A 24,580-nucleotide genomic window follows, 5' to 3' on the forward strand; every position below is an offset into this window, starting at 1 on the left:
AATATGTTTTTAAGTTTAAATTTTTCTTCTATTAAATATTCCAATTGAGACAATTCCAATTAGTAAAACAATATAAATTAATGGTTGAATGATAAAACTTGCGATCAATATAATTATTGGTACCGCTTTAGAAAACTGTTTTAAATAACTAAAATAAAAGATTGATGCATAACCTTGGACTAGCAGTAATATTTGAAGTACATATGTTAAGTTAATCACTGCTGTACTGAGGAAACTACTTTGTTTTAAATTGAAGAACGAAAAAATCATTACAATTAAAAAGAACCACATGAATCCAACTGGGAGTCTAAACTCTCTAAACGGCTTAAATTTAGGTGTTTTATAACCTAATCTTCTTATTAATGGAAAAGTTACTAGTTGTGTTAAAAAAGCAAGTATAAAACTAACCATTAACAGTAATGAAGGGATTAATGTAGGGATTAATTTAATAGCATCTGTAAGGCTATCTAGAGCCTTTTCATTAGTGTTTGAACCAAGACTGGCACTAATTTCCTTACTTTTTTCTATTGCTTCCGTTGCTAAGTCTATATTCTCTTTAACGAAATCAATATGAAAAACAGCTTTGAATATTATGTACATTAGTACAGTATGTATTAAATATAAAAAAGTACTAGTAAGTAAAATCTCGCTTTTACTTCGCTCATTTTTCAGTAGATATCCAAATGCTATACCAACTGTTGAGTACATTAAAGAAACTGGAAGTAAATTAAATGAGGTAATCACAATTGTTAATCCCAGCGCCACGCAACAAAGTAGAAGTGATTCCTTAATTGAGTATTTAATACTAAAAATAATAAACGGCAACGGCATAAGGAATGCCATAATAATTGAGAGAAACGGTACAAATCTAAATATTAACAGTAGTACTGAGTAAATAGCTAAAAGTACTGCACCCTCGGTAATAAAGCGAGTCGATTTCAAAATAAAGCTCCTTTCAACTACCCCTACTTATTTCGCGATAAGCATACTATTTCTTATTTTACCATAAAACTTATTTTTTCATAAATACAAAAAAAGTACAGCACGAGAATGCTGTACTTTTTATTATTCAGCTTATTCAGCCACGTATGGTAATAAAGCCATTTGACGAGCACGTTTGATTGCGATCGTTAATTTACGTTGGTATTTTGCAGAAGTACCAGTTACACGACGAGGTAAAATTTTACCACGCTCAGAAACGAAACGTTTTAATAACTCAGTATCTTTGAAGTCGATTGTAGTGATGCCGTTTGAAGTAAAGTAACAAACTTTACGACGTTTAGCACGTCCACCTTTGCGTCCACCCATTGCCATTGTTATTTCCCTCCTCTACTTAAAAATTAGTTTTTTAGTAATGCTAACCGTTCAACATTACATTGGTTTTTATTATTAGAAAGGAAGATCGTCATCAGTAATATCAATCGTTTTGCTTGTCCCACCAAACGGATCATCGTTAAAGCTAGGCTTCTCGGATGGTGCTTCGAAAGGATTTCCAGCGTTAAAACCTTGATTTTGTTGATTCATACCGAATGAACCACCTTGGTTACCTGATGCATTTCTTGGTTCTAAGAATTGAACAGAGTCGGCTACAACTTCAGTTACATATACTCTCTTACCATCTTGACCATCAAAACTTCTAGTTTGAATACGACCCTCAACGCCAGCTAAGCTTCCTTTTTTCAAGAAGTTTGCTACGTTTTCAGCAGGCTTTCTCCAGATAACGCAGTTAATAAAATCCGCTTCTCTTTCACCTTGCTGATTTGAGTAGGTACGATTCACCGCTAGAGTAAATGTTGCTACGGCAACCCCACTTGGTGTATAACGTAAGTCCGGATCCTTTGTTAAGCGACCTACAAGTACAACACGATTAATCATCTGATTCCTACCTCCCTAAAGCATTTAAAAAATATTATTTTTCTTCTTCACGGATAACGATGTGGCGGATGATATCTTCGCTGATTTTCGCTAAACGATCGAATTCTTGTACAGCTTCTGGCTTAGCAGAAACATTTACAAGCATGTAGTGTCCATCACGGAAATCGTTAATTTCATAAGCTAAACGACGTTTACCCCACTCTTTAACGTTTGTGATTTCAGCACCTTGTTCAGTTAAAACGCTGTTGAAACGCTCAACTAATGCTTTTTGTGCTTCGTCTTCCATGTTTGGACGAACGATGTACATGATTTCGTATTTATTCATCACAATGTCACCTCCTTTTGGTCTAACGGCCCAATTAAGGGCAAGGAGCAATTTAATTAATCACTCACGAGTTAAAATTATAGCATAGTTTTTTTAAGATAGCAAACCAATAATTGTATTGCTATTTTATTAAACATTAAATCGGAAATGCATTACATCTCCATCTTGTACGATATACTCTTTACCTTCAAGACGTACTTTACCTGCTTCTTTTGCTGCAGTCATGTTACCATTAGTTACTAAATCTTCAAAAGAAACTGTTTCTGCACGGATAAAGCCGCGTTCGAAATCACTATGAATTACACCAGCGCATTGTGGAGCTTTCATACCTTTTTTAAATGTCCAAGCTCTTACTTCTTGTACACCTGCTGTAAAATAAGTTGCCAATCCTAATAAAGAATAAGCTGCACGAATTAATTGATCTAAACCTGATTCTTCAATTCCTAGTTCTTGAAGGAATGTACGTTTTTCTTCATCATCTAACTCAGCAATTTCTTCCTCAATTTTTGCACTGATTACAATAACTTGAGAACCTTCTTCAGCTGCAAACTCTCTTACTTTTTCAACGTATTCATTAGTTGAAGAATCTGCGATGTCATCTTCACCAACATTTGTGATATAAAGCATTGGTTTTGTCGTTAATAAGTGTAATCCTTTTACTACTTTCATTTGCTCTTCCGTAAACTCTACTGAACGAGCTGGCTTGTCGTTTTCAAATGCTTCTCTTAATTTCACTAAAATTTCATGTTCATAAGATGCATCTTTATCTTTTTGCTTCGCTAATTTAGCTACACGATCAATACGTTTTTCAACTGATTCTAAGTCGGCAAGAATTAGCTCTAAATTAATTGTTTCAATATCTGCAATTGGATCTACTTTTCCAGATACGTGAGTAATATTATCATCAGCAAAGCAACGTACTACTTGGCAAATTGCGTCCACTTCACGAATATGAGATAAAAACTTATTTCCTAATCCTTCACCTTTACTTGCGCCTTTAACGATCCCTGCGATATCAGTAAATTCAAAAGTTGTTGGAACAGTTTTTTTAGGTTGAACTAATTCAGTTAATTTTTCTAAACGGTAATCCGGTACTTCTACCACACCTACGTTTGGATCAATTGTACAAAACGGATAGTTTGCTGATTCAGCCCCCGCTTGTGTAATTGCATTAAATAATGTCGACTTTCCTACGTTTGGTAATCCTACGATCCCTGCTGTTAATGGCATATTTTCCACTCCTATACGAACTTAGTTAATCTTTCACAATTATATTGATTTCAAAAAAAAATAACAAGAAAATCTGAATATTATTTCTAAACATACGAAAGGTATCTAATACGAGCGCTCTTTGAGATTGCTCTACTAGATACCCATTGTTTTAAAATCTCCCTACTCTTCAGATCGAACTAAAACCTTTTTTAATTTTCGTGTGAACTCTCTGCGAGGTATTAATACGCTATGCTCACATCCCTCACATTTTAATCGAATATCCATACCCATTCGAATAATTTTCCATCTGTTCACACCACAAGGATGAGGTTTTTTCATTTCTACTATATCATTTAGGTTAAAATTTTTTTCTTCCACGCGAAAACTTCACTTCCTTAAAATAGTAGCATACAAACTATACATTCGCATTTTCATTTTTAGTTTCTGGTTGTTTATATAATACCATCTTTGGATATGGAATTTCTATGTTATTTCTTTCAAGTACTTCCTTAATTTCTTTTCGAATTGCTCTAGAAATTTTAAAATGTGTCATTGGTTTAACTTCTGAAGCGATTCGCAATGTTACTTCAGATGGACCTAAGTTTTGTATTCCAAGAAACTCTGGAGGTTTTACCATTTCTTCATATCTAGCTGGCATTGTTTCTAAGTGCTCTTCGATTACATTTTGCGCATGTTCAATATCGCCCTCATATGAAATACTAACATCTACCATTGCCACAGCATTATGTAATGAAAAATTGGTTACTTCAGTAATCATTCCATTTTGGATAATATGAAGTTCACCAGTACTGCTTCTAATTTTAGTTGTTTTTAAACCGATTGATAATACTGTTCCTTCGAAAGTTTGAACTCTAATGTAGTCACCAACTGAAAATTGATCTTCAAACAAAATAAAAAATCCAGAAATGATATCTTTTACTAAGCTTTGTGCACCAAAACCAATTGCTACACCACCTATTCCAGCTCCAACTAAAAGTCCTTTTATTTCCACACCAAATATCGGAAGTATCGTCAAAGCAGCAATAAAAAATATTACATATGCAAGTACATTTTCCATCAGTTTGATAAGTGTTACTGATCTTCTTTCTGATACTTGTAATGGTCCTCTCGCATTAACCTTTAAGAGGTTACGGATTAGCTTTCTTCCGAGTTTTACAGCCAATACTGAAACAATAATAATTAGAGCTATTTTTATTGATGAACTAAAAATTTTGTCCCATTGTTCTGGCGTTAGCATGCTCTTTTTTATTACACTCTCAGCATGTTCTAATTTATCTGATGTATCATTCATTTTGTCTTTTTCCCCCTATCTATTTTCAAATGACTTCAAACGTAATACTAACTGAATTGTTATCTTAAAACTACAAAATATGAACAAATGTAATAATAGTTTAATTTAATAATGAAGATCGGTTGCTGAAAGTATAAATTGTTTAAATTTTGCATAAACTAATACTACTCTCTTAAATGAAAAGTAGGCGATATTATGCAATTTTCAGCAAATCCTTTGCGTAACCTATTCAAGGATGATTATTCTGTATTTCTAGATGACGAAAACGCTATTAACAGATTTGCAGATCGTTTATGTAAGTCGCTTCCAAGTGTACGCACTAAAGAAATTGTTTTTGTATGTATTGGAACTGACCGTTCCACGGGAGACTCTTTAGGTCCTTTAGTTGGAACCATGTTAGGAGAATTAAACTTAAGTAGATTCCATTATTATGGTACTCTTGATGAGCCGATTCATGCGTTAAATCTTTCAGAACAACTTGAAATAATTAAAGGTAAGTATAACAACCCTTTTATTATTGCTGTAGATGCATGTTTAGGTCGAGTAAAAAGTATCGGAAGCGTGCGCCTATCCAATGGTCCATTAAAACCTGGCGCTGCAATGAAAAAAGAATTACCTTTAGTAGGTGAAATCAACTTAACAGGCGTTGTAAATGTTAGTGGATTTATGGAATTCTACGTATTACAGAATACTAGGTTAAGCCTTGTAATGAAAATGGCTAAGTTTATTGCGAATTCTATTAAAGAAACTGAAAGAAAATTTACCTGCCAATTAGATTTTTAACATAATAGTTTCCTAACTTTCAATTACAAAAAGGTCAGATAAAAACAAAAAGGGAGTATTAACTGCATTGGAAGCCAACACATTTAATATTCCCTATGAGTAACTCATTTTATAATTGAAAGAATTCTTTCCAAATCCTCTTTATTAAAGAATTGGATTTCTATTTTCCCTTTATCTTTAGCCGATTTAATTTTAACTGATGTTCCGAATTTTTCTTGTAAAAGATCCTCGTACTCACTAAAAAATATGTTTTTAGTTGGATTTTTCTTTTGTGTTTCACGTGAAACATTTTCATTTAGATCATTGACTAACGTTTCAACCTCACGAACACTTAGATTTTTTTCAATTACTTTCAATGCGGTACCTTCAATTAACCCTTTTCGTTTTAGCCCTAAAAGTGCTCTTCCGTGTCCCATTGAGAGAGTACCTTCTTCAACCATTTTTTGAACAGAATTAGGTAACGTCAAAATTCTTAAATAGTTAGCAATATGTGGACGACTTTTTCCAAGTTTCTTTGCAAGTTGTTCTTGCGTTAAGTGTAATTGTTCAATTAAAGTTTGATATGCTTCAGCTTCTTCAAGAGGATTTAAATCATCTCGCTGTAAATTTTCTAGAACAGCTAATTCCATCATTTGTTCTTCAGTAAGGTCTCTAACAATAACTGGAACTGTATTTAAACCAGCGTTTTTTGCAGCGCGATATCGTCTTTCTCCAGCAACGATTTGGAAACCTTTTATGCTTTTTCTAGCAATGATTGGTTGAAGAATTCCATGTTCAATCACTGATTGAGTTAATTCTAACATTGCAGTCTCATCAAATACTTTGCGAGGTTGGTATGGATTAGGTCTAAGTTCTTTTAGATCAATTTCCTGTACTAACTCTTCTTGCTGATTAATATCTTGAAAAAATGCTCCAATACCTTTACCCAAACCTTTAGCCATTATCAATCACTTCCTTTGCTAGATCGAGGTATACTTCTGCACCTCTTGACTTTGGATCATATGTAATGATCGGTTTACCATGACTTGGTGCTTCACTTAAGCGTACATTTCTTGGAATAATTGATTTATAGACGCGATCTTGAAAATACTTTTTTACTTCTTCTATAACTTGAAGCCCTAAATTTGTACGAGCATCTAGCATTGTTAATAATACGCCTTCAATTGCTAAATTTTTATTTAAATGTTTTTGTACTAACCGTACAGTACTTAATAGCTGACTTAAACCTTCAAGTGCGTAATACTCACACTGAACTGGAATAATAATTGAATCAGAAGCAGTTAGTGAGTTTAAAGTTAATAACCCTAGTGATGGAGGACAATCTATTAAAATATAATCATAGTTACCTTTTACTGTATCTAAAGCACGTTTCAATCGTACTTCTCTAGAAATAGTAGGTACTAATTCAATTTCTGCTCCAGCAAGTTGAATTGTTGCTGGAATAATATCAAAATTTGGAATAGCAGTGTTTAAAATGACATTTTTCGCCTCAACATCATCAACTAATACATTGTAAACACACTGATTTACATCAGCTTTTTCAATTCCAATACCACTAGTTGCATTACCTTGAGGATCTATATCGACTAGTAATACTTTTTTTCCTAAGTGAGCTAAACAAGCACTTAAATTAACCGATGTTGTAGTCTTACCAACACCACCTTTTTGATTAGCTATAGAGATCACTTTAACCACTATGTAATCTACTCCTTCCACAACAAACAATTCTTATTCTCTATTTTACCATGAATAGATTCATCATTGTGTCTAGATTTAAAAATGAATAAAAAAATTCACCACTGAAAAGAGGTGAATTTAATGTTTATTTCTTTGGTATTTTAATTGTTATTTGGTAATAGTCATCATGTTCTTCTTCTTGACTATCAATATTCATGCCTGTCTTAGAAACCATTTGTAAAGATTCACGGATTGTATTCATCGCAATTCTTATATCTTTACTAATCGCCTTAAATTTACGTTTAGCCTTTGGTTTTTTCTCGGTAAGTAATGTAACTACTCGTTCTTCTGTTTGTTTAACATTCAATTGCTTTTCCATTATTTCTTGAAGAAGTGTAATTTGTAGTTGAGGCAACTTTAATGGAATAAGTGCTCGCGCATGACGTTCTGTAATCGACTTATCCAATAATGCTTGTTGTATTTCTCCAGGAAGTTTCAACAATCTCAATTTATTTGCAACAGTCGATTGGCCTTTACCTAATCGCTGTGCTAGTGCCTCTTGTGTTAAGTTATGTAAATCAATTAGTTTTTGGTATGCTACAGCTTCTTCAAAAGGAGATAATTCTTCACGTTGTAAATTTTCAATCAGAGCGACGGAGGCAGTCTCTGTATCGTTAAACGTTTTCACAATTGCAGGAATTGTATCCCAACCTAAAGATGAAACAGCTCTGAATCTTCTTTCCCCGGCAATTATTTCATAAAAGTTTGGTCTAATTTCCCTTACAACAATTGGTTGAATAATACCATGAGTTCGAATCGTTAGCGCTAGTTCTTTAATTTTTTCATCATCAAAGAATGTTCTAGGCTGATACTGATTCGGTACAATGTCTGATACTGGAATTTGGCGAATAACTTCATTACTCGAAACCGAATCTTGAACATCATCACTAATTTCTTTTTCTGATAAGCCAAATAACCTAGATAATGTGCTTTTCAATGTGATTCCCACCCTTTTAGAATTTCGTTCACAATAGAATAAACATAACAAATGTTTCACGTGAAACATTTGTTAGTTTATCATATTAAACCTCTAACGGTTCTTTACCAGGAGTACCCGGTTTACGAGGATACTTAGTTGGTGTTTTACGTTTCTTTTCTACTATAACAATATTTCGATCACTGTCTTCACCTGGGAGAGTAAAGTAGTTAATTGATTTAACTTCTCCTCCAAGAGTTTTTATAGCATAATTTGCTTTTTCCAACTCTTCTTGACCTGCAGCGCCTTTAAGTGCAACAAAGTGGCCGTTTTGTCTAACAAGTGGTAAGCATAATTCAGTTAACACAGACATTCTTGCAACAGCTCTCGCAGTTACAACATCGAAGGATTCTCTCATGCCAGGTCTTTTAGCAAAAGTTTCTGCTCGATCATGAATAAATGATACATTCTCTAATTGTAATTCCTTCGCTAAATGATTTAGGAATGTAATCCTTTTTTGAAGGGAGTCTACGATCGTTAATTTGATAGACGGGAAGCATATTTTAATTGGGATAGAGGGGAAACCCGCTCCTGCACCAATATCACATAAAGTAATTTCATCAGAGAAATCGAAATAAAAGGAAGCGCTAATTGAATCATAAAAATGCTTTAAATATACTTCATCTTCTTCTGTAATAGCAGTTAAGTTCATTTTATTGTTCCACTCAACTAATGTGTGGAAATATATATCAAATTGTTTTAATTGAAAATCTGACAAATGGATTCCTTTATCTTTAAGAGCAGCGATAAATTGTTCTTTATTCACTAGTAATACCCCTATCTATTATTAGTTCGATATTCTTGCAATTTTTCCTTGTTCTAAATAAACAAGTAGAATTGAAATATCTGCTGGATTAACACCAGATATACGAGAAGCTTGACCTACTGATAGCGGGCGCACTTGCTCAAGCTTTTGTCTTGCCTCAGTAGCAAGGCCATGAATAGCTTGATAATCGATATTTTCAGGGATTTTCTTTAAATCCATTTTCTTCATACGTTCTACTTGATTTAATGATTTTTCAATATAACCTTCATACTTAATTTGTATTTCAACTTGCTCTTTAACATCTGAATGTAAGTCTTTTTCAGATGGAGCAAGAAGATGAATATGTTCATAAAGCATTTCTGGACGACGTAAAAGATCTGCTGCACGAATGCCATCTTTCAGTTCGCTACCACCATTTTTTACAATTAATTCCTGTACTTCTTTTGTCGGTCTTAATTGAGTTGCTTTTAAACGCTCTATTTCTTCTTCAATTAACATTTTCTTTTCTTCAAACTCTGCATATCTTTCATCACTTATTAATCCAAGTTTTTGACCGATTTTTGTTAAGCGTAAATCTGCATTATCATGACGTAATAATAATCGATATTCCGCTCTAGAAGTTAGAAGACGGTATGGTTCATTTGTCCCTTTAGTTACTAGGTCATCAATTAAAACACCAATGTAAGCTTCAGAGCGATCAAGAATTAACTCTTCTTTACCTAGTGAACGACATGCAGCGTTAATGCCTGCAATTAAACCTTGACCTGCTGCTTCTTCATAACCAGAAGTTCCGTTAATTTGACCAGCAGTATACAGATTTTTAATTTGCTTAAGTTCCAATGTTGGCCATAATTGAGTAGGTACAATTGCATCATATTCAATTGCGTATCCAGTTCTCATCATTTGAACATTTTCAAGACCTGCAATTGATCGAAGCATTTTTTCTTGTACATCTTCAGGTAAACTAGTTGATAATCCTTGTACATAAACTTCTTGAGTATTTCTTCCTTCTGGTTCTAAGAAAATTTGATGTCTCGGTTTATCGTTAAATCGGACAACTTTATCCTCAATAGAAGGACAATAGCGTGGCCCAGTACCTTTAATCATACCAGAGTACATAGGCGAACGGTGTAAGTTATCGTCGATGATTTGGTGAGTAGTTTCACTTGTATAAGTTAACCAACATGGAATTTGTTCTGTTTCAACTGGTTCTGTTTCGAATGAAAATGCACGAGGTACATCATCGCCAGGTTGAATTTCTGTTTTTGAATAATCAATACTATGACTATTTACGCGAGGAGGAGTACCCGTTTTAAAACGAACAAGCTCTATTCCTAATTCCTCTAAATGCTCAGAAAGCTTAATTGCAGGTTGTTGGTTATTAGGACCACTTGAGTATTTTAATTCTCCTACAATAATTTCTCCACGTAAGAAGGTTCCAGTTGTAATAACAACTGTCTTTGAACGATAAATTGCACCTGTTTGAGTAATTACACCTGTGCATTGTCCATCTTCTACAATTAATCTTTCTACTAAACCTTGCTTTAGTGTTAGATTCTCAGTATTTTCTATCGTTTTCTTTAATTCGTGTTGATACGCGAATTTGTCCGCTTGAGCACGCAACGCGCGTACTGCAGGACCTTTACCCGTATTTAACATTCTCATTTGAATATGTGTTTTATCGATATTTCGACCCATTTCACCGCCAAGTGCATCAATTTCACGTACAACAATCCCCTTGGCAGGACCACCTACTGATGGGTTACAAGGCATAAATGCTACCATATCGAGATTTATTGTCAGCATTAATGTTTTTGCACCCATTCGAGCAGATGACAAACCGGCTTCACATCCAGCATGACCAGCTCCAATAACGATTACATCATAATTGCCTGCTTCAAAACTCATTTTTTTCTCCTCCTAACCATTTTATTTTCCTAAACAGAACTGAGAAAATAGTTGGTTGATTAAACTTTCCTGAACTGTATCTCCAACGATTTCACCTAACAACTCCCACGCTCTTGTTAAGTCAATCTGTACTAAGTCAATCGGCATGCCATTTTTCATTGCTTCAATTGCGTCATTGATTGTCTTTTCTGATTGGTTTAATAGCGCAATATGTCTAGCATTCGATAAATAAGTTAAATCTTGTGCCTCAATTTGCCCTTCAAAATATAAGTCAGCAATTGCTTTTTCTAAATCATCAATACCTTTTTCCTCTTTTAAGGAAGTCGTAACAATTGTAGCATTACCAACTAACGCTTTTACTTCATTTATATCAAGCTTTTGTGACAAATCTGTTTTGTTAATGATCACAATTACATCTTTACCGATCATTTCGCCAAATAATTTACGGTCTTCTTCACTTAATTTCTCATTATTATTTAAAACAAATAATACTAAGTCGGCCAAATTTAATACTTTTTTAGATCTTTCGACACCGATTGCTTCTACAACATCCTTAGTTTCACGTATACCGGCAGTATCAATTAGTCGTAATGGTACACCTTTTACATTCACGTACTCTTCAATTACATCACGCGTTGTACCTGGAATATCAGTAACAATTGCTTTGCTTTCTTGGACAAGTGTGTTTAAAAGAGATGATTTCCCAACATTTGGTCTACCTATAATGACAGTAGACAGACCTTCGCGTAAAATCTTACCTTGTTTTGATGTTTCTAGCAGTTTTTGTATTTCAACTCGAACTGTTTTTGCTTTTTCAATTAAAACAGTATTTGTCATTTCTTCAACATCATCATATTCTGGGTAATCAATATTTACTTCAATATGGGCTAAAATCTCAAGTAATGTTTGTCTTAAGCTATTAACTAACTTAGATAACCGACCTTCTACTTGATTCATTGCTATGGCCATTGCTCGATCAGTCTTAGAACGGATTAAATCCATTACTGCTTCGGCCTGAGATAAGTCGATTCGTCCATTAAGAAATGCTCTTTTTGTAAATTCACCAGGCTCTGCTAATCTAGCCCCTTGTGATAGTACTAATTCAAGTACTTTGTTAACCGAAAAAATTCCACCGTGACAATTTATTTCGACAACATCTTCACGTGTAAACGTTTTTGGCGCTCTTAAGATTGAGACCATGACTTCCTCAACAGTATTCCCTGAACTTGGGTCAACTAAATGCCCGTAATGAATTGTGTGAGAATCTACTATATTTAAATCTTTTTCTTTAAATAATTTATTCGCTATTTGAACAGCTTCATCGCCACTTAAACGAACGATCGCAATTGCACCTTCGCCTTTTGGTGTCGAAATTGCTGTAATTGTATCGAATTCCATCAAAAAATCACCTCGGAGCATGTTAAACAAAAGTTAACATGTTACTTCTAAATCTATAGCATAGCATAAAGAATTTTATAATTGAATGTTTTTATATTATAACCGTACGAAAGTACAAGTAAACTTATATGACTTGAATGTAGAACATTAAAAAACCAATTAAGGATTAACCCTTAATTGGTTTCTTTAAATCTATAACTAATTGACGATGTGGATCTTGGCCTACAGACTTCGTAGAAATATTTGGCATATCCGTCAGTATATGATGAATAATTTTTCTTTCAAAAGAAGGCATTGGCTCTAAAGAGATCGCTTTTCTTGTTTTTAAAACTGTTTGAGCAGTCTTTTTTGCAAGAATCTCTAGCGATTCCTTACGTTTTAATCGATAGTTTTCTGCATCAACGACAACATGAATCAATTGTTTTGAATGACGATTTACAAATGTTTGAACTAAGAATTGAAGAGCATTTAAAGTATTACCTCTTTTACCAATAATAAGAGCAACCTTATCACCCTTTATCGTAAATAAGAAGGTTTGTTCTTTAGTACCTTGTAATTCAAAGTGTACATCTGCAGTCTCATCAAGACTCTTAACAATGTTTAAAAGGTAGTCATATGCTTTCTCGATTAAAGTCTTCTTTTTAACAACTAAAACTTTAGCAGGTTTAGCACCAAATCCTAAAAATCCTTTTTTACCGTCTTCGATTACTGTAATTTCTACTTCTTCTTCTGTTGAACTAAGTTGCTGAAGTGCTATTTGAACTGCTTGTTCGATTGTTTGACCAGTAGCAGTTACTTCTCTCACTTACTAGCCCCTCCTACATTGTTATTTTTTACGGTAGTATTACCTCTATTAACAAATAATGTTTGTAGAATCATAAATGTATTACCAACTACCCAATATAAAGCTAAAGCAGATGGAAGTCTAACAGCAAATATTAAAATCATGATTGGCATAACATAAAGCATGATTTTCATTTGTTGAGCAGCAGGTCCTGTCATTGAACCAGTACTCATTGATACCTTTTGTTGAATGAAAGTTGTAATACCAGCAATGATTGGTAAAGCATAAATTGGATCCGGATGACCTAATTGGAACCATAAGAAGTCATGTGCTTTAATTTCCATTGTTCTCATAATTGCATGATAGAAAGCAATTAAGATTGGCATTTGAATAAAAATTGGTAAACAACCAGATAATGGATTTACACCATGTTGTTGGTACAACTTCATTGTTTCTTCATTTAATTTTTGGACAGTTTTTTGATCCTTAGAAGAATATTTTTCTTTAAGTTTGGCCATTTCAGGCTGGATTGATTGCATCGCTTTCGTGCTTTTAATTTGTTTAATCATTAATGGTAATAATGCTAAACGGATTAAAAGTGTTACGACGATGATCGACATACCATAACTTCCACCAAAAATTTTAGATACAGCTGTGATTAACCATGATAGTGGATAAACGAAATACTCATTCCAAATCCCCGTACTTTCAGATGTAATCGGTTGGTTTGTTTGCGAACATCCGGCTAACACGACTACTAATAAAAGAACTGTAACTAGCAATTGGTACTTCTTAGTCTTCAAACTAGTTCCTCCTTTAAGAAGTTACATTTAAATATGTAATTACTTAATTTGATTTTTATCTAATTTATGTTTTGAATCACGTATTTTAAGCGCTTCCGCCCTTTTCAATACATGAATTAAACTTTTTTTAAATTCATTAAAAGGTAGTTCAGTACAGGGCTTTCTTGCAATTACAACATAATCCATATTCACACGAAGATCATCACTTAATTCAGTAAGAGCTTGTCTTATATACCGTTTAATATGATTTCTCTCTACAGCATTACCTAACTTCTTACTAACAGATAATCCTATACGAAATTGTTTTTGATCTTCCTTTTTTAATGTATAGATTACAAATTGTCGATTCGCAGTTGACGATCCCTCTTGAAAAACGCGACTAAAATCTGCATTCTTTTTTATTCTGTTTTTCTTGTTCATGTTCCACTGACACCTCAAATGATTCCTTCAATTATCATAACAACTTTTTTATAAAAAATGAGGCCTTTTTTACTTACAAATTGTGACATAAAAGCAAAAAAGGCCTTCTTATTAGTGAAAAAGACCACTGTTGACAGTGGCCTACGCAGATAATACTTTTCTTCCTTTACGACGACGAGCTGCTAGAACTTTACGTCCATTTGCAGTGCTCATACGGCTACGGAAACCATGTACTTTGCTGCGTTTACGTTTGTTTGGTTGAAATGTTCTTTTCATTATATGACACCTCCCTGAGGAATTACTGTAATAGACAGTCCTATAAATTATAAAGAATAACTACTGTTAATGTCAATGTAAGATGTTAAATCATGACGAATAATTATTTCCAATTTATGAACATTGGTTGATCCAGTGAGTTTTAGTAAAAAAAATAAAACGTAATTACTTATTTAATAAGAAATCCGATTTATTTCTATCATTTCCTGCCAATAAATTTATAAACGAGTAATCCGAGCAAAAAATAATGGTGTCGAAAGATTTTTTTTACCTGACTTTTAAGTGAATAAAAAAATCTACTAAAAATTATTACTTCCCCTTTTTTAAAAATTGTTAAGTGCTCTGTGGATAATATTTTACTGCACATTTTTTACCCACAACAGTTATCGACAATTTTTACACAACTTCTTTTTCTGTGGACAATTTTTTTAAACAAGTGGATTAGCATGTGGATAACATTAACTACTCATTGAAATAGCTAAAGATTTTTGATATTATTAATTTGTTTTCCACTTTGGACAAGTTGTTTTTTATTTTTATTTGTCCACAGGTGTTAATAACTTGTGGACAGGTTTTACACTTGTACTATATTTAAGTTATCCACATAGGTGAATACTGTCAAATAAAGTGGATTTTTGCAGTTTTATAAAATAACGCATATTCAAAGACATGAATAAAAATAAATAATCAATTTATGTGCTTGTACAAAAGTTGAACAAGCTTTGTAAGGAGGGATTACTTTTTGGAGAATATAGGGGATCTGTGGTCCAGGGTTCTAGCAGAAATAGAAAAAAAAATAAGTAAACCAAGCTTTGAAACATGGCTTAAATCAACAAAGGCATTTTCTTTAAAGAATGATACTTTAACAATTATTGCCCCAAATGAATTCGCACGTGACTGGCTTGAGTCAAAGTATTCATCTTTAATAATGGATACAGTTTTAGAAATAACTGGAGCGGAATTAGAAATAAAATTTATCCTTCCTCAAAATCATGTAGAAGAAATAGAGATGAATATACCGGCAGTTAAAGCTAAAGTAAAATTTGAAGAACCAGTAGAGTTCGGACAAAGTATGTTAAACCCTAAATATACTTTTGATACATTTGTAATTGGTTCAGGTAATCGTTTTGCTCACGCAGCATCACTAGCGGTTGCTGAGGCGCCAGCAAAAGCCTATAACCCACTATTTATATACGGGGGAGTTGGGTTAGGAAAAACCCACTTAATGCACGCGATTGGACATTATGTACTCGAACATAATCCAAATGCAAAAGTCGTTTATTTATCATCAGAAAAATTTACAAATGAGTTCATTAACTCAATTCGTGATAACAAAGCAATTGAATTTAGAAATAAGTACCGTAATGTAGACGTGCTACTTATAGATGATATTCAGTTCTTAGCTGGAAAAGAACAAACTCAAGAAGAATTTTTCCATACATTTAATACTCTTCATGAAGAAAGCAAACAAATTGTTATCTCAAGTGACCGACCACCTAAAGAAATTCCTACATTAGAAGATCGACTTCGCTCACGATTTGAATGGGGTCTTATTACGGATATCACGCCACCTGATTTAGAAACTAGGATTGCAATTTTACGTAAAAAAGCTAAGGCTGAGGGATTAGATATTCCAAATGAGGTAATGTTATATATTGCAAATCAAATTGATACGAATATCCGTGAATTAGAAGGAGCACTTATACGTGTAGTCGCTTATTCATCGTTAATTAATAAAGACATAAATGCTAGTGTGGCCGCTGAAGCCTTAAAGAATTTAATTACAGCCACGAAGCCTAAAACATTATCAATACACGACATTCAACGAACAGTTGGAGAATTTTTTAGTATTAAATTAGAGGATTTTAAAGCAAAGAAACGTACAAAATCCGTAGCATTCCCAAGACAGATTGCAATGTATCTTTCAAGAGAGCTTACCGACCATTCTTTACCTAAAATAGGAGAAGAGTTTGGGGGCCGTGATCATACAACTGTTATTCATGCACATGAAAAAATTTCAAAATTAATCGAAACTGACTCACAGTTGCAATCTCAAATCAAAGAAATCAATGAAAAATTAAATCAGTAGATTTAGTTACCTGTGCATAACTTTCTATTTTTTTTACACAGTCTATCCACATGTTGATAGACTTATTTTTCTTTAATAATATACAGTTATCCACAAATTCACAGGCCCTACTACTATTACTATATTATTTTATAAATTATATAAGGAGTACAAACAATGAAATTTACTGTACAAAAAGATCATCTCGTCAAAGCTGTACAAGATGTTATGAGAGCTGTTTCATCAAGAACTACTATTCCAATATTAACTGGTATTAAATTAGTTGTTACAAATGAAGGACTAACTTTCACAGGTAGTGATTCAGATATATCTATAGAATCTTATTTACCAACAGTAGTAAATGATCAGCAACTGGTTGATGTAAAAAGAACTGGAAGCATTGTATTAAATGCTCGATATTTTAGTGATATTGTAAAAAAATTACCTTCAGATTTTGTCGAATTAGAATCTGATAATAATTATGTAACAACAATAAGAGCGGGAAAAACTGAATTTAGCTTAAACGGGTTTGATTCTGAGGAATATCCACTGCTTCCTCAAATTGAAGAACATGAAACAATTTCTATTTCAGCAGATTTATTAAAATTTATGATTCGTCAAACAGTATTTGCAGTATCAACTTCAGAAACTAGACCAATTCTAACTGGGGTAAACTGGAAGATTGAAAATGGTGATCTAACGTGCATAGCGACAGATAGCCATCGACTAGCTTTAAGACAAGCTAAAATTGACGATCATTCTATAACAAGTGAATTTAAAGCTAGCGTAGTAATTCCTGGGAAAAGTTTAAACGAATTAAGTAAAATTCTAGATGACAATAATGAAAAAGTAGAAATCGTCTTAACTGAACATCAAGCTTTATTTAAGACAAAACATCTATTGTTCTTTACTCGATTATTAGAAGGTAATTATCCTGACACATCAAAGTTAATTCCAAGTGAAAGTAAAACAGAATTAACTGTAATGACTAAAGAGTTCTTACAAGCAATTGATCGTGCATCTTTATTAGCAAGAGAAGGTAGAAATAACGTTGTTCACTTAGAAACAGTCGGTAGCTCCGTTGTTAATGTCTCTTCTTATTCTCCTGAGATTGGTAAAGTAGTAGATGAAATTGTTTGTGAGGATATAAAAGGTGAAGAGTTAAAAATCTCTTTTAGTGCGAAGTATGTAATGGATGCATTAAAAGCAATAGAAAGCCCAGAAATTTATATCCAATTCACAGGGGCTATGAGACCATTTTTAATTCGTACTGTAAATGATTCAAGAACATTGCAATTAATTTTACCAGTTCGCACATACTAGTTAGTAAATTCTATCGAAAGGGGCTGACCTAATAGAATGTACTAGCAATCTCCAACGATCAGAATGAAGAAAGAATTTATTCTACAAATTTGTTTGGGGAGTGCATAGTACATTTAGGTCAGTCTTTTTGTACTTAAAAGACAAAATAAGGGTTAAGTGTTTTTTTTCTTACAGAAGTTTAGTACAATTAAGGAATGGATAAATGAGGGTGATAAAAAATGAAAACAGAAAAAGTTAAAATAAATACAGAGTATATTACATTAGGCCAATTTCTAAAGCTTGCTGGAGTAATTGATACAGGTGGAATGGCTAAATGGTTTCTATCGGAGCACGAAATCTTTGTAAATAATGAGCCTGAGAATAGAAGAGGGAAAAAATTAGTTTTAAATGATACAGTTTCTATAACTGGAAAAGGTTCGTATATTATAACTTCATAAGTTTTGGGGGAATCCCATTGTATATTAAAGAATTACAACTAAAACAATATCGTAATTATGAAAAACTTGAGTTGAATTTTCAAAATAATGTTAATGTCATCATTGGTGAGAATGCTCAAGGTAAAACAAATTTAATGGAATCCATTTATGTGCTAGCTTTAACAAAGTCCCATCGCACAAGTAATGACAAAGAAATGATACGTTGGGATGAAGAATATGGTACAATAAAAGGTACGTTACAGAAGAAAAATCAGCAAGTAACACTACAGCTAATCCTCTCTAAGAAAGGTAAGAAAGCCAAGCTGAACCATCTTGAACAGATGAAGTTAAGTCAATATATAGGCGTGATGAATGTCGTTATGTTTGCACCGGAAGATTTACATTTAGTAAAAGGTAGTCCGCAAGTGCGTCGTAAATTCCTAGATATGGAACTAGGACAAGTTTCGCCAGTTTACCTACATGAACTAAGTCAGTACCAGAGAATCCTCCAACAGCGAAATTCACTACTAAGAACATTACAAACCAGCCGAGATCGGAACTATTTAATGCTTGAAGTCCTAACATCTCAGCTTGTAAAACATGCCGTAAAAATTATCGAAAAACGAATTTCGTTCATCAAATTACTACAAGACTGGGCATCGCCTATTCATAGTCAAATTTCTAGAGAGACCGAAAAACTAGAAATTATATATAAACCAAGCATTAATGTATCAGATTTAACAGATTTGACGAAAATGGAAGATGAGTACATAAAACAATTCGAAGCTGAAAAAGAGCGTGAAGTATCAAGAGGTACTACATTGCTTGGTCCGCATAGAGATGATTTAGTTTTTATGGTAAATAATAAAAACGTTCAAACTTTTGGATCGCAAGGACAACAGCGGACAACAGCTCTTTCACTAAAACTAGCAGAAATTGAACTGATTAAAGAGGAAGTTGGAGAATATCCTATACTTTTGTTGGATGATGTTCTTTCAGAGCTAGATGACTATCGTCAAACACACTTATTAAATGCAATTCAAAATAAAGTACAGACTTTTGTCACAACAACAAGTGTCGACGGGATTCAGCACGAAACGATAAAACAAGCTAATATTATAAATGTTTCACATGGAACAATTGTAAGTACTTCTCAATAAATTTTTTATAAAATTTCTACTACGCCGCCTAATAAGCATAGCTGAAATTTACTAATTCTTTTATGTAAAATAAAAAAAGTAGGTGAGTGTTCATGACAATGGATCAAAAGATGCAAGAAAATAATTATGATGAGAATCAGATACAAGTTCTTGAAGGTTTAGAAGCCGTACGTAAAAGACCGGGGATGTATATCGGTTCTACAAGCGGTAAGGGATTACATCACTTAGTATGGGAAATCGTTGATAATAGTATAGATGAGGCATTGGCTGGATACTGTGATGAGATTAATGTAACAATTGAAGAAGATAATAGTATTACAGTTAAAGATAATGGCCGTGGGATTCCTGTAGGTATCCATGAAAAAATGGGTAGACCTGCACTAGAAGTAATTATGACGGTACTTCATGCGGGTGGAAAATTTGGCGGTGGTGGATACAAAGTATCTGGTGGATTACACGGGGTAGGTGCTTCAGTAGTAAACGCATTGTCTACTTTGCTAGAAGTTCACGTTCATCGTGAAGGTACTATTTATTATCAACAATTTGCTAAAGGTATACCTGTTGCAGATATGAGTATCGTTGGTGAAACTGATGTTACTGGTACGATTACTCATTTTAAACCTGATGCAGAAATTTTCACTGAAACTACAGTTTATGACTTTGATACATTAGCAAACCGTTTAAGAGAATTAGCATTCCTTAATAGAGGTATTCGCTTAACAATTGAAGACCTTAGAGAAAATAAACAAAAGAAAGAATTCCATTATGAAGGTGGAATCAAATCTTACGTTGAACATTTGAATCGTTCTAAAGAAGTGATTCATGACGAACCAATTTTTGTTATTGGTGAAAAAGATGGAATTAGTGTAGAAATTGCACTTCAATACAATGAAAGCTATACAAGTAATATTTACTCATTCACAAATAATATTAATACACACGAAGGTGGTACACATGAGGTTGGGTTTAAAACAGCTTTAACTCGTGTAATTAATGATTATGGTCGTAAGAATGGTTTGATTAAAGATCAAGATAGTAACTTGTCTGGTGAGGATGTACGTGAAGGGTTAACGGCTATCGTCTCTGTTAAACACCCGGATCCACAGTTTGAGGGACAAACAAAAACTAAATTAGGTAATAGTGAAGTTCGTACGATTACTGAGCAAATTTTTGGAGAAAACCTTGAAAAGTTTTTATTAGAGAATCCAACTGAGGGTAAAAAAATAGTTGAAAAAGGTTTAATGGCGGCTAGAGCGCGTGTTGCTGCTAAAAAGGCTCGTGAATTAACAAGAAGAAAAAGTGCTTTAGAAGTATCAAGTTTACCTGGGAAATTAGCTGATTGTTCTTCAAAAGATTCTTCCATAAGTGAAATTTATATCGTTGAGGGTGATTCAGCGGGTGGAAGTGCTAAACAAGGACGAGATCGCCACTTCCAAGCAATTCTTCCTTTACGTGGAAAAATTATTAATGTAGAAAAAGCTCGACTTGATAAAATTTTATCAAATAACGAGGTTCGTTCAATGATTACTGCTTTTGGTACTGGAATCGGCGATGATTTCGATATCGAGAAAGCACGATATCATAAAATTATATTGATGACGGATGCTGATGTAGATGGTGCCCACATCCGTACTTTATTGTTAACGTTCTTATATCGTTATATGCGTCAAATCATTGAAAGTGGTTATATTTATATTGCTCAACCACCTTTATATAAGATCCAACAAGGGAAAAAAATACAATATGCTTATAATGATCGACAAATGGATGAGATTATGTCGACTTTAAATGCAGTACCAAAACCTGTTATTCAACGATATAAAGGTTTAGGGGAAATGAACCCTGAACAGTTATGGGAAACTACAATGAATCCTGAAACTAGAACGTTACTGCAAGTTAACCTTCAAGATGCAATTGAAGCTGATGAAACGTTTGAAACATTAATGGGTGAAAAAGTAGAACCAAGACGTAACTTTATTCAAGATAACGCTAAGTATGTAAAGAATTTAGATATTTAATAATTATTTATAAGGAGCTTTTATGCTCCTTTTCTCAGGTAGATAAGGAAACTAAAGGGAGGTGCCGATGTTGAGTGAAAATCAACAAATTAAAGAAATAAATATTAGTCATGAAATGCGTAATTCCTTCCTAGATTATGCAATGAGTGTAATTGTTTCTCGAGCGTTACCAGATGTACGAGACGGCCTTAAGCCTGTTCATAGAAGAATTTTATATGCAATGAATGATTTAGGTATGACAGCTGATAAAGCCTATAAAAAGTCAGCGCGTATCGTTGGTGAAGTAATTGGTAAGTATCACCCGCATGGTGACTCTGCTGTATATGAAACAATGGTACGTATGGCTCAGGACTTTAACTTCAGATATATGTTAGTAGATGGCCATGGAAATTTTGGATCGGTTGATGGAGATGCAGCAGCGGCGATGCGTTATACAGAGGCTAGAATGTCTAAAATTTCGATGGAATTAATTCGTGATATTAATAAAAATACGATTGATTATCAAGATAACTATGATGGTTCGGAAAGAGAGCCAATTGTTCTTCCTGCACGATTCCCTAACTTGTTAGTAAACGGAGCAACGGGTATAGCAGTTGGTATGGCTACGAATATTCCTCCTCACCAAATAGGTGAAGTAATTGATGGTGTTCTTGCATTAAGTAAAGAACCAGAAATCACTACACAAGAATTAATGGAGTATATTCAAGGTCCTGATTTCCCAACGTCAGGTATGATTCTAGGTAAAAGCGGAATACGTAAGGCCTATGAAACTGGTAAAGGCTCAATAATTATTAGAGCAAAAGTAGAAATTGAAGAAAAAGCAAATGGTAGACAAACGATTATTGTTACAGAATTACCATATCAAGTAAATAAGGCTAAACTTGTTGAAAGAATTGCTGAACTAGTTCGAGATAAGAAAATCGAGGGTATAACTGATTTACGCGATGAATCTGACAGAAATGGTATGCGTGTTGTCATTGAAGTTAGAAGAGACGCGAACGCTAATGTACTTTTAAATAATCTTTATAAACAAACTGCGCTACAAACAAGTTTTGGTATTAATTTATTAGCACTTGTAAATGGTGAACCAAAAGTTCTATCTCTAAAGAGTTGTTTAAAACACTATTTAGATCATCAAATTGTTGTTATTAAACGTAGAACACAGTTCGAATTAGAAAAAGCAGAAGCGCGTGCACATATTTTAGAAGGTTTGAAGGTTGCGTTAGACCATTTAGATGCAGTAATTAGCTTAATTAGAGCTTCTCAAACAGGAGAAATAGCTAAAAATGGCTTAATGGAAACTTTTAATTTATCTGAAAAGCAAGCTCAAGCAATTTTAGATATGAGGTTACAACGTTTAACTGGATTAGAGCGCGAAAAAATAGAAGAAGAATATCAAGAACTAATCAAGTTAATTGCAGAATTAAGAGCAATTCTTGCTGATGAGGAAAGAGTTCTTGAAATTATTCGAGAAGAATTAACCGTGCTAAAGGAGCAGTATAATGATAAACGAAGAACTGCAATTGTTCCTGGTGGTATTGAAATCATTGAAGATGAAGACTTAATACCAGTGGAGAATATCATTGTTAGTTTAACTCATAATGGATATATTAAACGTCTTCCAGTTTCTACTTACCGATCTCAGCGAAGAGGTGGACGCGGTATTCAAGGAATGGGTACTAATGATGATGACTTCTTAGAACACTTACTAACAACTTCAACTCATGATACAATCTTATTCTTTACGAATAAGGGAAAAGTATACCGTTCGAAAGGTTATGAGATTCCAGAGTATAGTCGTACAGCTAAAGGTTTACCAATCGTAAACTTACTAGAAATTGATCGAGATGAAAATATTAACGCTATTATTCCAGTAAGTGAATTTTTAGAGAATTGGTACCTATTCTTTACAACAAAACAAGGAATAGCAAAACGTGTACCTTTATCTGCCTTTGCAAATATTCGTACTAACGGATTAATTGCGATTAATTTGAAAGAAGATGATGATGTAATTTCGGTGCGTTTAACTGACGGTACAAAAGATATTGTTGTCGGTACTTCAAAAGGTATGATGATCCGTTTTAATGAAGACGATGTTAGATCAATGGGAAGAACAGCAACAGGTGTTAAAGCAATTACACTTTCTGATGACGATTATGTTGTAGGAATGGAAGTCGTTGAAGAGCACTTAGATATTCTTGTTGTTACAGAATTAGGTTATGGTAAGCGAACTGCACAGGAAGAATACCGAATTCAAAGTCGTGGTGGTAAAGGTTTAAAAACTCTTAACGTTACAGACAAAAACGGTAAAATGATTTCATTAAAATGTGTAAGTGACGAACAGGATCTAATGTTAATTACTGAGTCTGGTGTAATGATCCGTATGCCAATTGAGCAAATTTCTCGTTTAGGTCGAGTTACTCAAGGTGTTAAATTAATAAAACTGGATCAAGAAGGCCATGTTGCGACTGTAGCAATTGCTGCGAAAGAAGAAGAGGAAGTTGATGAAGAAGCTGAAAATGAAGCTGAATTAACAACTCTAGAAAATGAAGATGAGATTGAAACAACAGAAGAATAGTTATGCAGATGACCAGTAAAGAGAGAACAAGTAGGTTCTCTCTTTTTTTTATACTGATGAGTTAATCATAGGGATTCGAGTGGAAGAATGATCGATCGGTTTTTCAGAACAAACTGAACGCTTGAGTGCAGCTTTAAGTAAAGATTAAAAATAAGATTTCTATGGTTCTTGTAATTTTAATGAAGATTACATTTATTAGATGTATTTTGGAGCTATTCCTATTAGTTGGTATTTTCAGGCATATTACACGCTAAATTTTTAAAGTTATTTACAATCAAGCTGTTAAAAGGAGTAAGCGCGGAAATACTTTTTGTAATGGGATTACTATCTTTTTAATAGTATATAGATTAGTATGTCCCCATTTTTTGTAACTTAGGTAAGGGAATAAAACGGTTGAATTGAAGGGAATTCTGATTAAGTACAAATACTTTTTTTTTTTTTT

Annotated in this window: 24 protein-coding genes; 7 read left to right on the forward strand and 17 right to left on the reverse strand. The window is 33.5% G+C overall.

The window, feature by feature from the left end; translation table 11 throughout:
• Positions 1-15: 15 nt before the first annotated feature.
• From B6K90_RS10480 to B6K90_RS10510, 7 genes are all read right to left on the reverse strand, one after another.
• Positions 16-942, reverse strand: a complete 927-nt coding sequence (locus B6K90_RS10480; protein ID WP_167555340.1) for a YybS family protein — start codon at positions 940-942, stop codon at positions 16-18.
• Positions 943-1,074: 132 nt separating this feature from the next.
• Entirely contained in the window at positions 1,075-1,308 is a 234-nt protein-coding gene (gene rpsR, locus B6K90_RS10485) for a 30S ribosomal protein S18 (protein WP_025568960.1), read from the reverse strand.
• An 81-nt stretch (positions 1,309-1,389) separates the two neighbouring features.
• Positions 1,390-1,875 (reverse strand): single-stranded DNA-binding protein, encoded by a 486-nt coding sequence (gene ssb / locus B6K90_RS10490; protein WP_088012666.1) that lies wholly within the window; start codon positions 1,873-1,875, stop codon positions 1,390-1,392.
• 34 nt (positions 1,876-1,909) lie between these two features.
• Positions 1,910-2,200 (reverse strand): 30S ribosomal protein S6, encoded by a 291-nt coding sequence (gene rpsF, locus B6K90_RS10495; RefSeq protein WP_088012667.1) that lies wholly within the window; start codon positions 2,198-2,200, stop codon positions 1,910-1,912.
• Between the two features lie 129 nt (positions 2,201-2,329).
• Positions 2,330-3,430, reverse strand: coding sequence for a redox-regulated ATPase YchF (gene ychF / locus B6K90_RS10500; RefSeq protein ID WP_088012668.1), 1,101 nt, complete (start codon positions 3,428-3,430; stop codon positions 2,330-2,332).
• A gap of 162 nt (positions 3,431-3,592) precedes the next feature.
• Positions 3,593-3,790 (reverse strand): DUF951 domain-containing protein, encoded by a 198-nt coding sequence (locus tag B6K90_RS10505; protein ID WP_088012669.1) that lies wholly within the window; start codon positions 3,788-3,790, stop codon positions 3,593-3,595.
• Between the two features lie 37 nt (positions 3,791-3,827).
• The gene (locus B6K90_RS10510) at positions 3,828-4,724 is read right to left on the reverse strand and encodes a mechanosensitive ion channel family protein (protein ID WP_088012670.1); all 897 of its coding nucleotides are present in this window, start codon (positions 4,722-4,724) and stop codon (positions 3,828-3,830) included.
• A gap of 195 nt (positions 4,725-4,919) precedes the next feature.
• Here B6K90_RS10510 and yyaC point away from each other — a divergent pair, with 195 nt between their 5' ends.
• Positions 4,920-5,507, forward strand: coding sequence for a spore protease YyaC (yyaC, locus tag B6K90_RS10515; RefSeq protein ID WP_088012671.1), 588 nt, complete (start codon positions 4,920-4,922; stop codon positions 5,505-5,507).
• 104 nt (positions 5,508-5,611) lie between these two features.
• On the opposite strand, the gene B6K90_RS10520 is transcribed toward yyaC, so the two are convergent.
• From B6K90_RS10520 to rpmH, 10 genes are all read right to left on the reverse strand, one after another.
• The gene (locus tag B6K90_RS10520; RefSeq protein ID WP_088012672.1) at positions 5,612-6,448 is read right to left on the reverse strand and encodes a ParB/RepB/Spo0J family partition protein; all 837 of its coding nucleotides are present in this window, start codon (positions 6,446-6,448) and stop codon (positions 5,612-5,614) included.
• On the reverse strand, positions 6,441-7,202 hold the full coding sequence (locus tag B6K90_RS10525) for a ParA family protein (protein WP_025568951.1): 762 nt from the start codon (positions 7,200-7,202) through the stop codon (positions 6,441-6,443). The genes B6K90_RS10520 and B6K90_RS10525 overlap by 8 nt, the downstream gene beginning before the upstream one ends.
• 127 nt (positions 7,203-7,329) lie before the next feature.
• Entirely contained in the window at positions 7,330-8,136 is an 807-nt protein-coding gene (noc, locus tag B6K90_RS10530) for a nucleoid occlusion protein (protein WP_407920509.1), read from the reverse strand.
• A gap of 130 nt (positions 8,137-8,266) precedes the next feature.
• The gene (rsmG, locus tag B6K90_RS10535) at positions 8,267-8,986 is read right to left on the reverse strand and encodes a 16S rRNA (guanine(527)-N(7))-methyltransferase RsmG (RefSeq protein WP_088012674.1); all 720 of its coding nucleotides are present in this window, start codon (positions 8,984-8,986) and stop codon (positions 8,267-8,269) included.
• Positions 8,987-9,007: 21 nt separating this feature from the next.
• The gene (mnmG, locus tag B6K90_RS10540) at positions 9,008-10,894 is read right to left on the reverse strand and encodes a tRNA uridine-5-carboxymethylaminomethyl(34) synthesis enzyme MnmG (RefSeq protein WP_088012675.1); all 1,887 of its coding nucleotides are present in this window, start codon (positions 10,892-10,894) and stop codon (positions 9,008-9,010) included.
• Positions 10,895-10,915: 21 nt separating this feature from the next.
• Positions 10,916-12,292, reverse strand: coding sequence for a tRNA uridine-5-carboxymethylaminomethyl(34) synthesis GTPase MnmE (gene mnmE, locus B6K90_RS10545; protein ID WP_088012676.1), 1,377 nt, complete (start codon positions 12,290-12,292; stop codon positions 10,916-10,918).
• Positions 12,293-12,458: 166 nt separating this feature from the next.
• Complete coding sequence (gene jag / locus B6K90_RS10550; protein ID WP_088012677.1) at positions 12,459-13,097, reverse strand: RNA-binding cell elongation regulator Jag/EloR; 639 nt, start codon at positions 13,095-13,097, stop codon at positions 12,459-12,461.
• Entirely contained in the window at positions 13,094-13,879 is a 786-nt protein-coding gene (spoIIIJ, locus tag B6K90_RS10555; RefSeq protein ID WP_069033639.1) for a YidC family membrane integrase SpoIIIJ, read from the reverse strand. The genes jag and spoIIIJ overlap by 4 nt, the downstream gene beginning before the upstream one ends.
• A 39-nt stretch (positions 13,880-13,918) precedes the next feature.
• Positions 13,919-14,299, reverse strand: a complete 381-nt coding sequence (rnpA, locus tag B6K90_RS10560; RefSeq protein WP_088012678.1) for a ribonuclease P protein component — start codon at positions 14,297-14,299, stop codon at positions 13,919-13,921.
• A gap of 141 nt (positions 14,300-14,440) precedes the next feature.
• Entirely contained in the window at positions 14,441-14,575 is a 135-nt protein-coding gene (rpmH, locus tag B6K90_RS10565; RefSeq protein ID WP_056467137.1) for a 50S ribosomal protein L34, read from the reverse strand.
• Between the two features lie 742 nt (positions 14,576-15,317).
• On the opposite strand from rpmH, the gene dnaA reads away from it, so the two are divergent.
• The 6 genes from dnaA (at position 15,318) to gyrA (ending at position 24,138) form a co-directional block, all read left to right on the forward strand.
• Positions 15,318-16,664, forward strand: coding sequence for a chromosomal replication initiator protein DnaA (dnaA, locus tag B6K90_RS10570; RefSeq protein WP_088012679.1), 1,347 nt, complete (start codon positions 15,318-15,320; stop codon positions 16,662-16,664).
• A 156-nt stretch (positions 16,665-16,820) separates the two neighbouring features.
• The gene (gene dnaN, locus B6K90_RS10575) at positions 16,821-17,966 is read left to right on the forward strand and encodes a DNA polymerase III subunit beta (protein ID WP_088012680.1); all 1,146 of its coding nucleotides are present in this window, start codon (positions 16,821-16,823) and stop codon (positions 17,964-17,966) included.
• Positions 17,967-18,184: 218 nt separating this feature from the next.
• Entirely contained in the window at positions 18,185-18,403 is a 219-nt protein-coding gene (gene yaaA / locus B6K90_RS10580; protein WP_088012681.1) for a S4 domain-containing protein YaaA, read from the forward strand.
• A 17-nt stretch (positions 18,404-18,420) separates the two neighbouring features.
• Positions 18,421-19,542: a DNA replication/repair protein RecF gene (gene recF / locus B6K90_RS10585; RefSeq protein WP_088012682.1), complete on the forward strand. Its 1,122-nt coding sequence runs from the start codon at positions 18,421-18,423 to the stop codon at positions 19,540-19,542.
• A gap of 98 nt (positions 19,543-19,640) precedes the next feature.
• On the forward strand, positions 19,641-21,560 hold the full coding sequence (gyrB, locus tag B6K90_RS10590; protein ID WP_088012708.1) for a DNA topoisomerase (ATP-hydrolyzing) subunit B: 1,920 nt from the start codon (positions 19,641-19,643) through the stop codon (positions 21,558-21,560).
• Positions 21,561-21,630: 70 nt separating this feature from the next.
• Complete coding sequence (gene gyrA / locus B6K90_RS10595) at positions 21,631-24,138, forward strand: DNA gyrase subunit A (protein ID WP_088012683.1); 2,508 nt, start codon at positions 21,631-21,633, stop codon at positions 24,136-24,138.
• Positions 24,139-24,580 lie beyond the last annotated feature (442 nt).

This window comes from Gottfriedia acidiceleris, from assembly GCF_002128425.1.
In the GTDB taxonomy this organism is placed as follows: Bacteria; Bacillota; Bacilli; order Bacillales; family Bacillaceae_G; genus Gottfriedia; species Gottfriedia acidiceleris.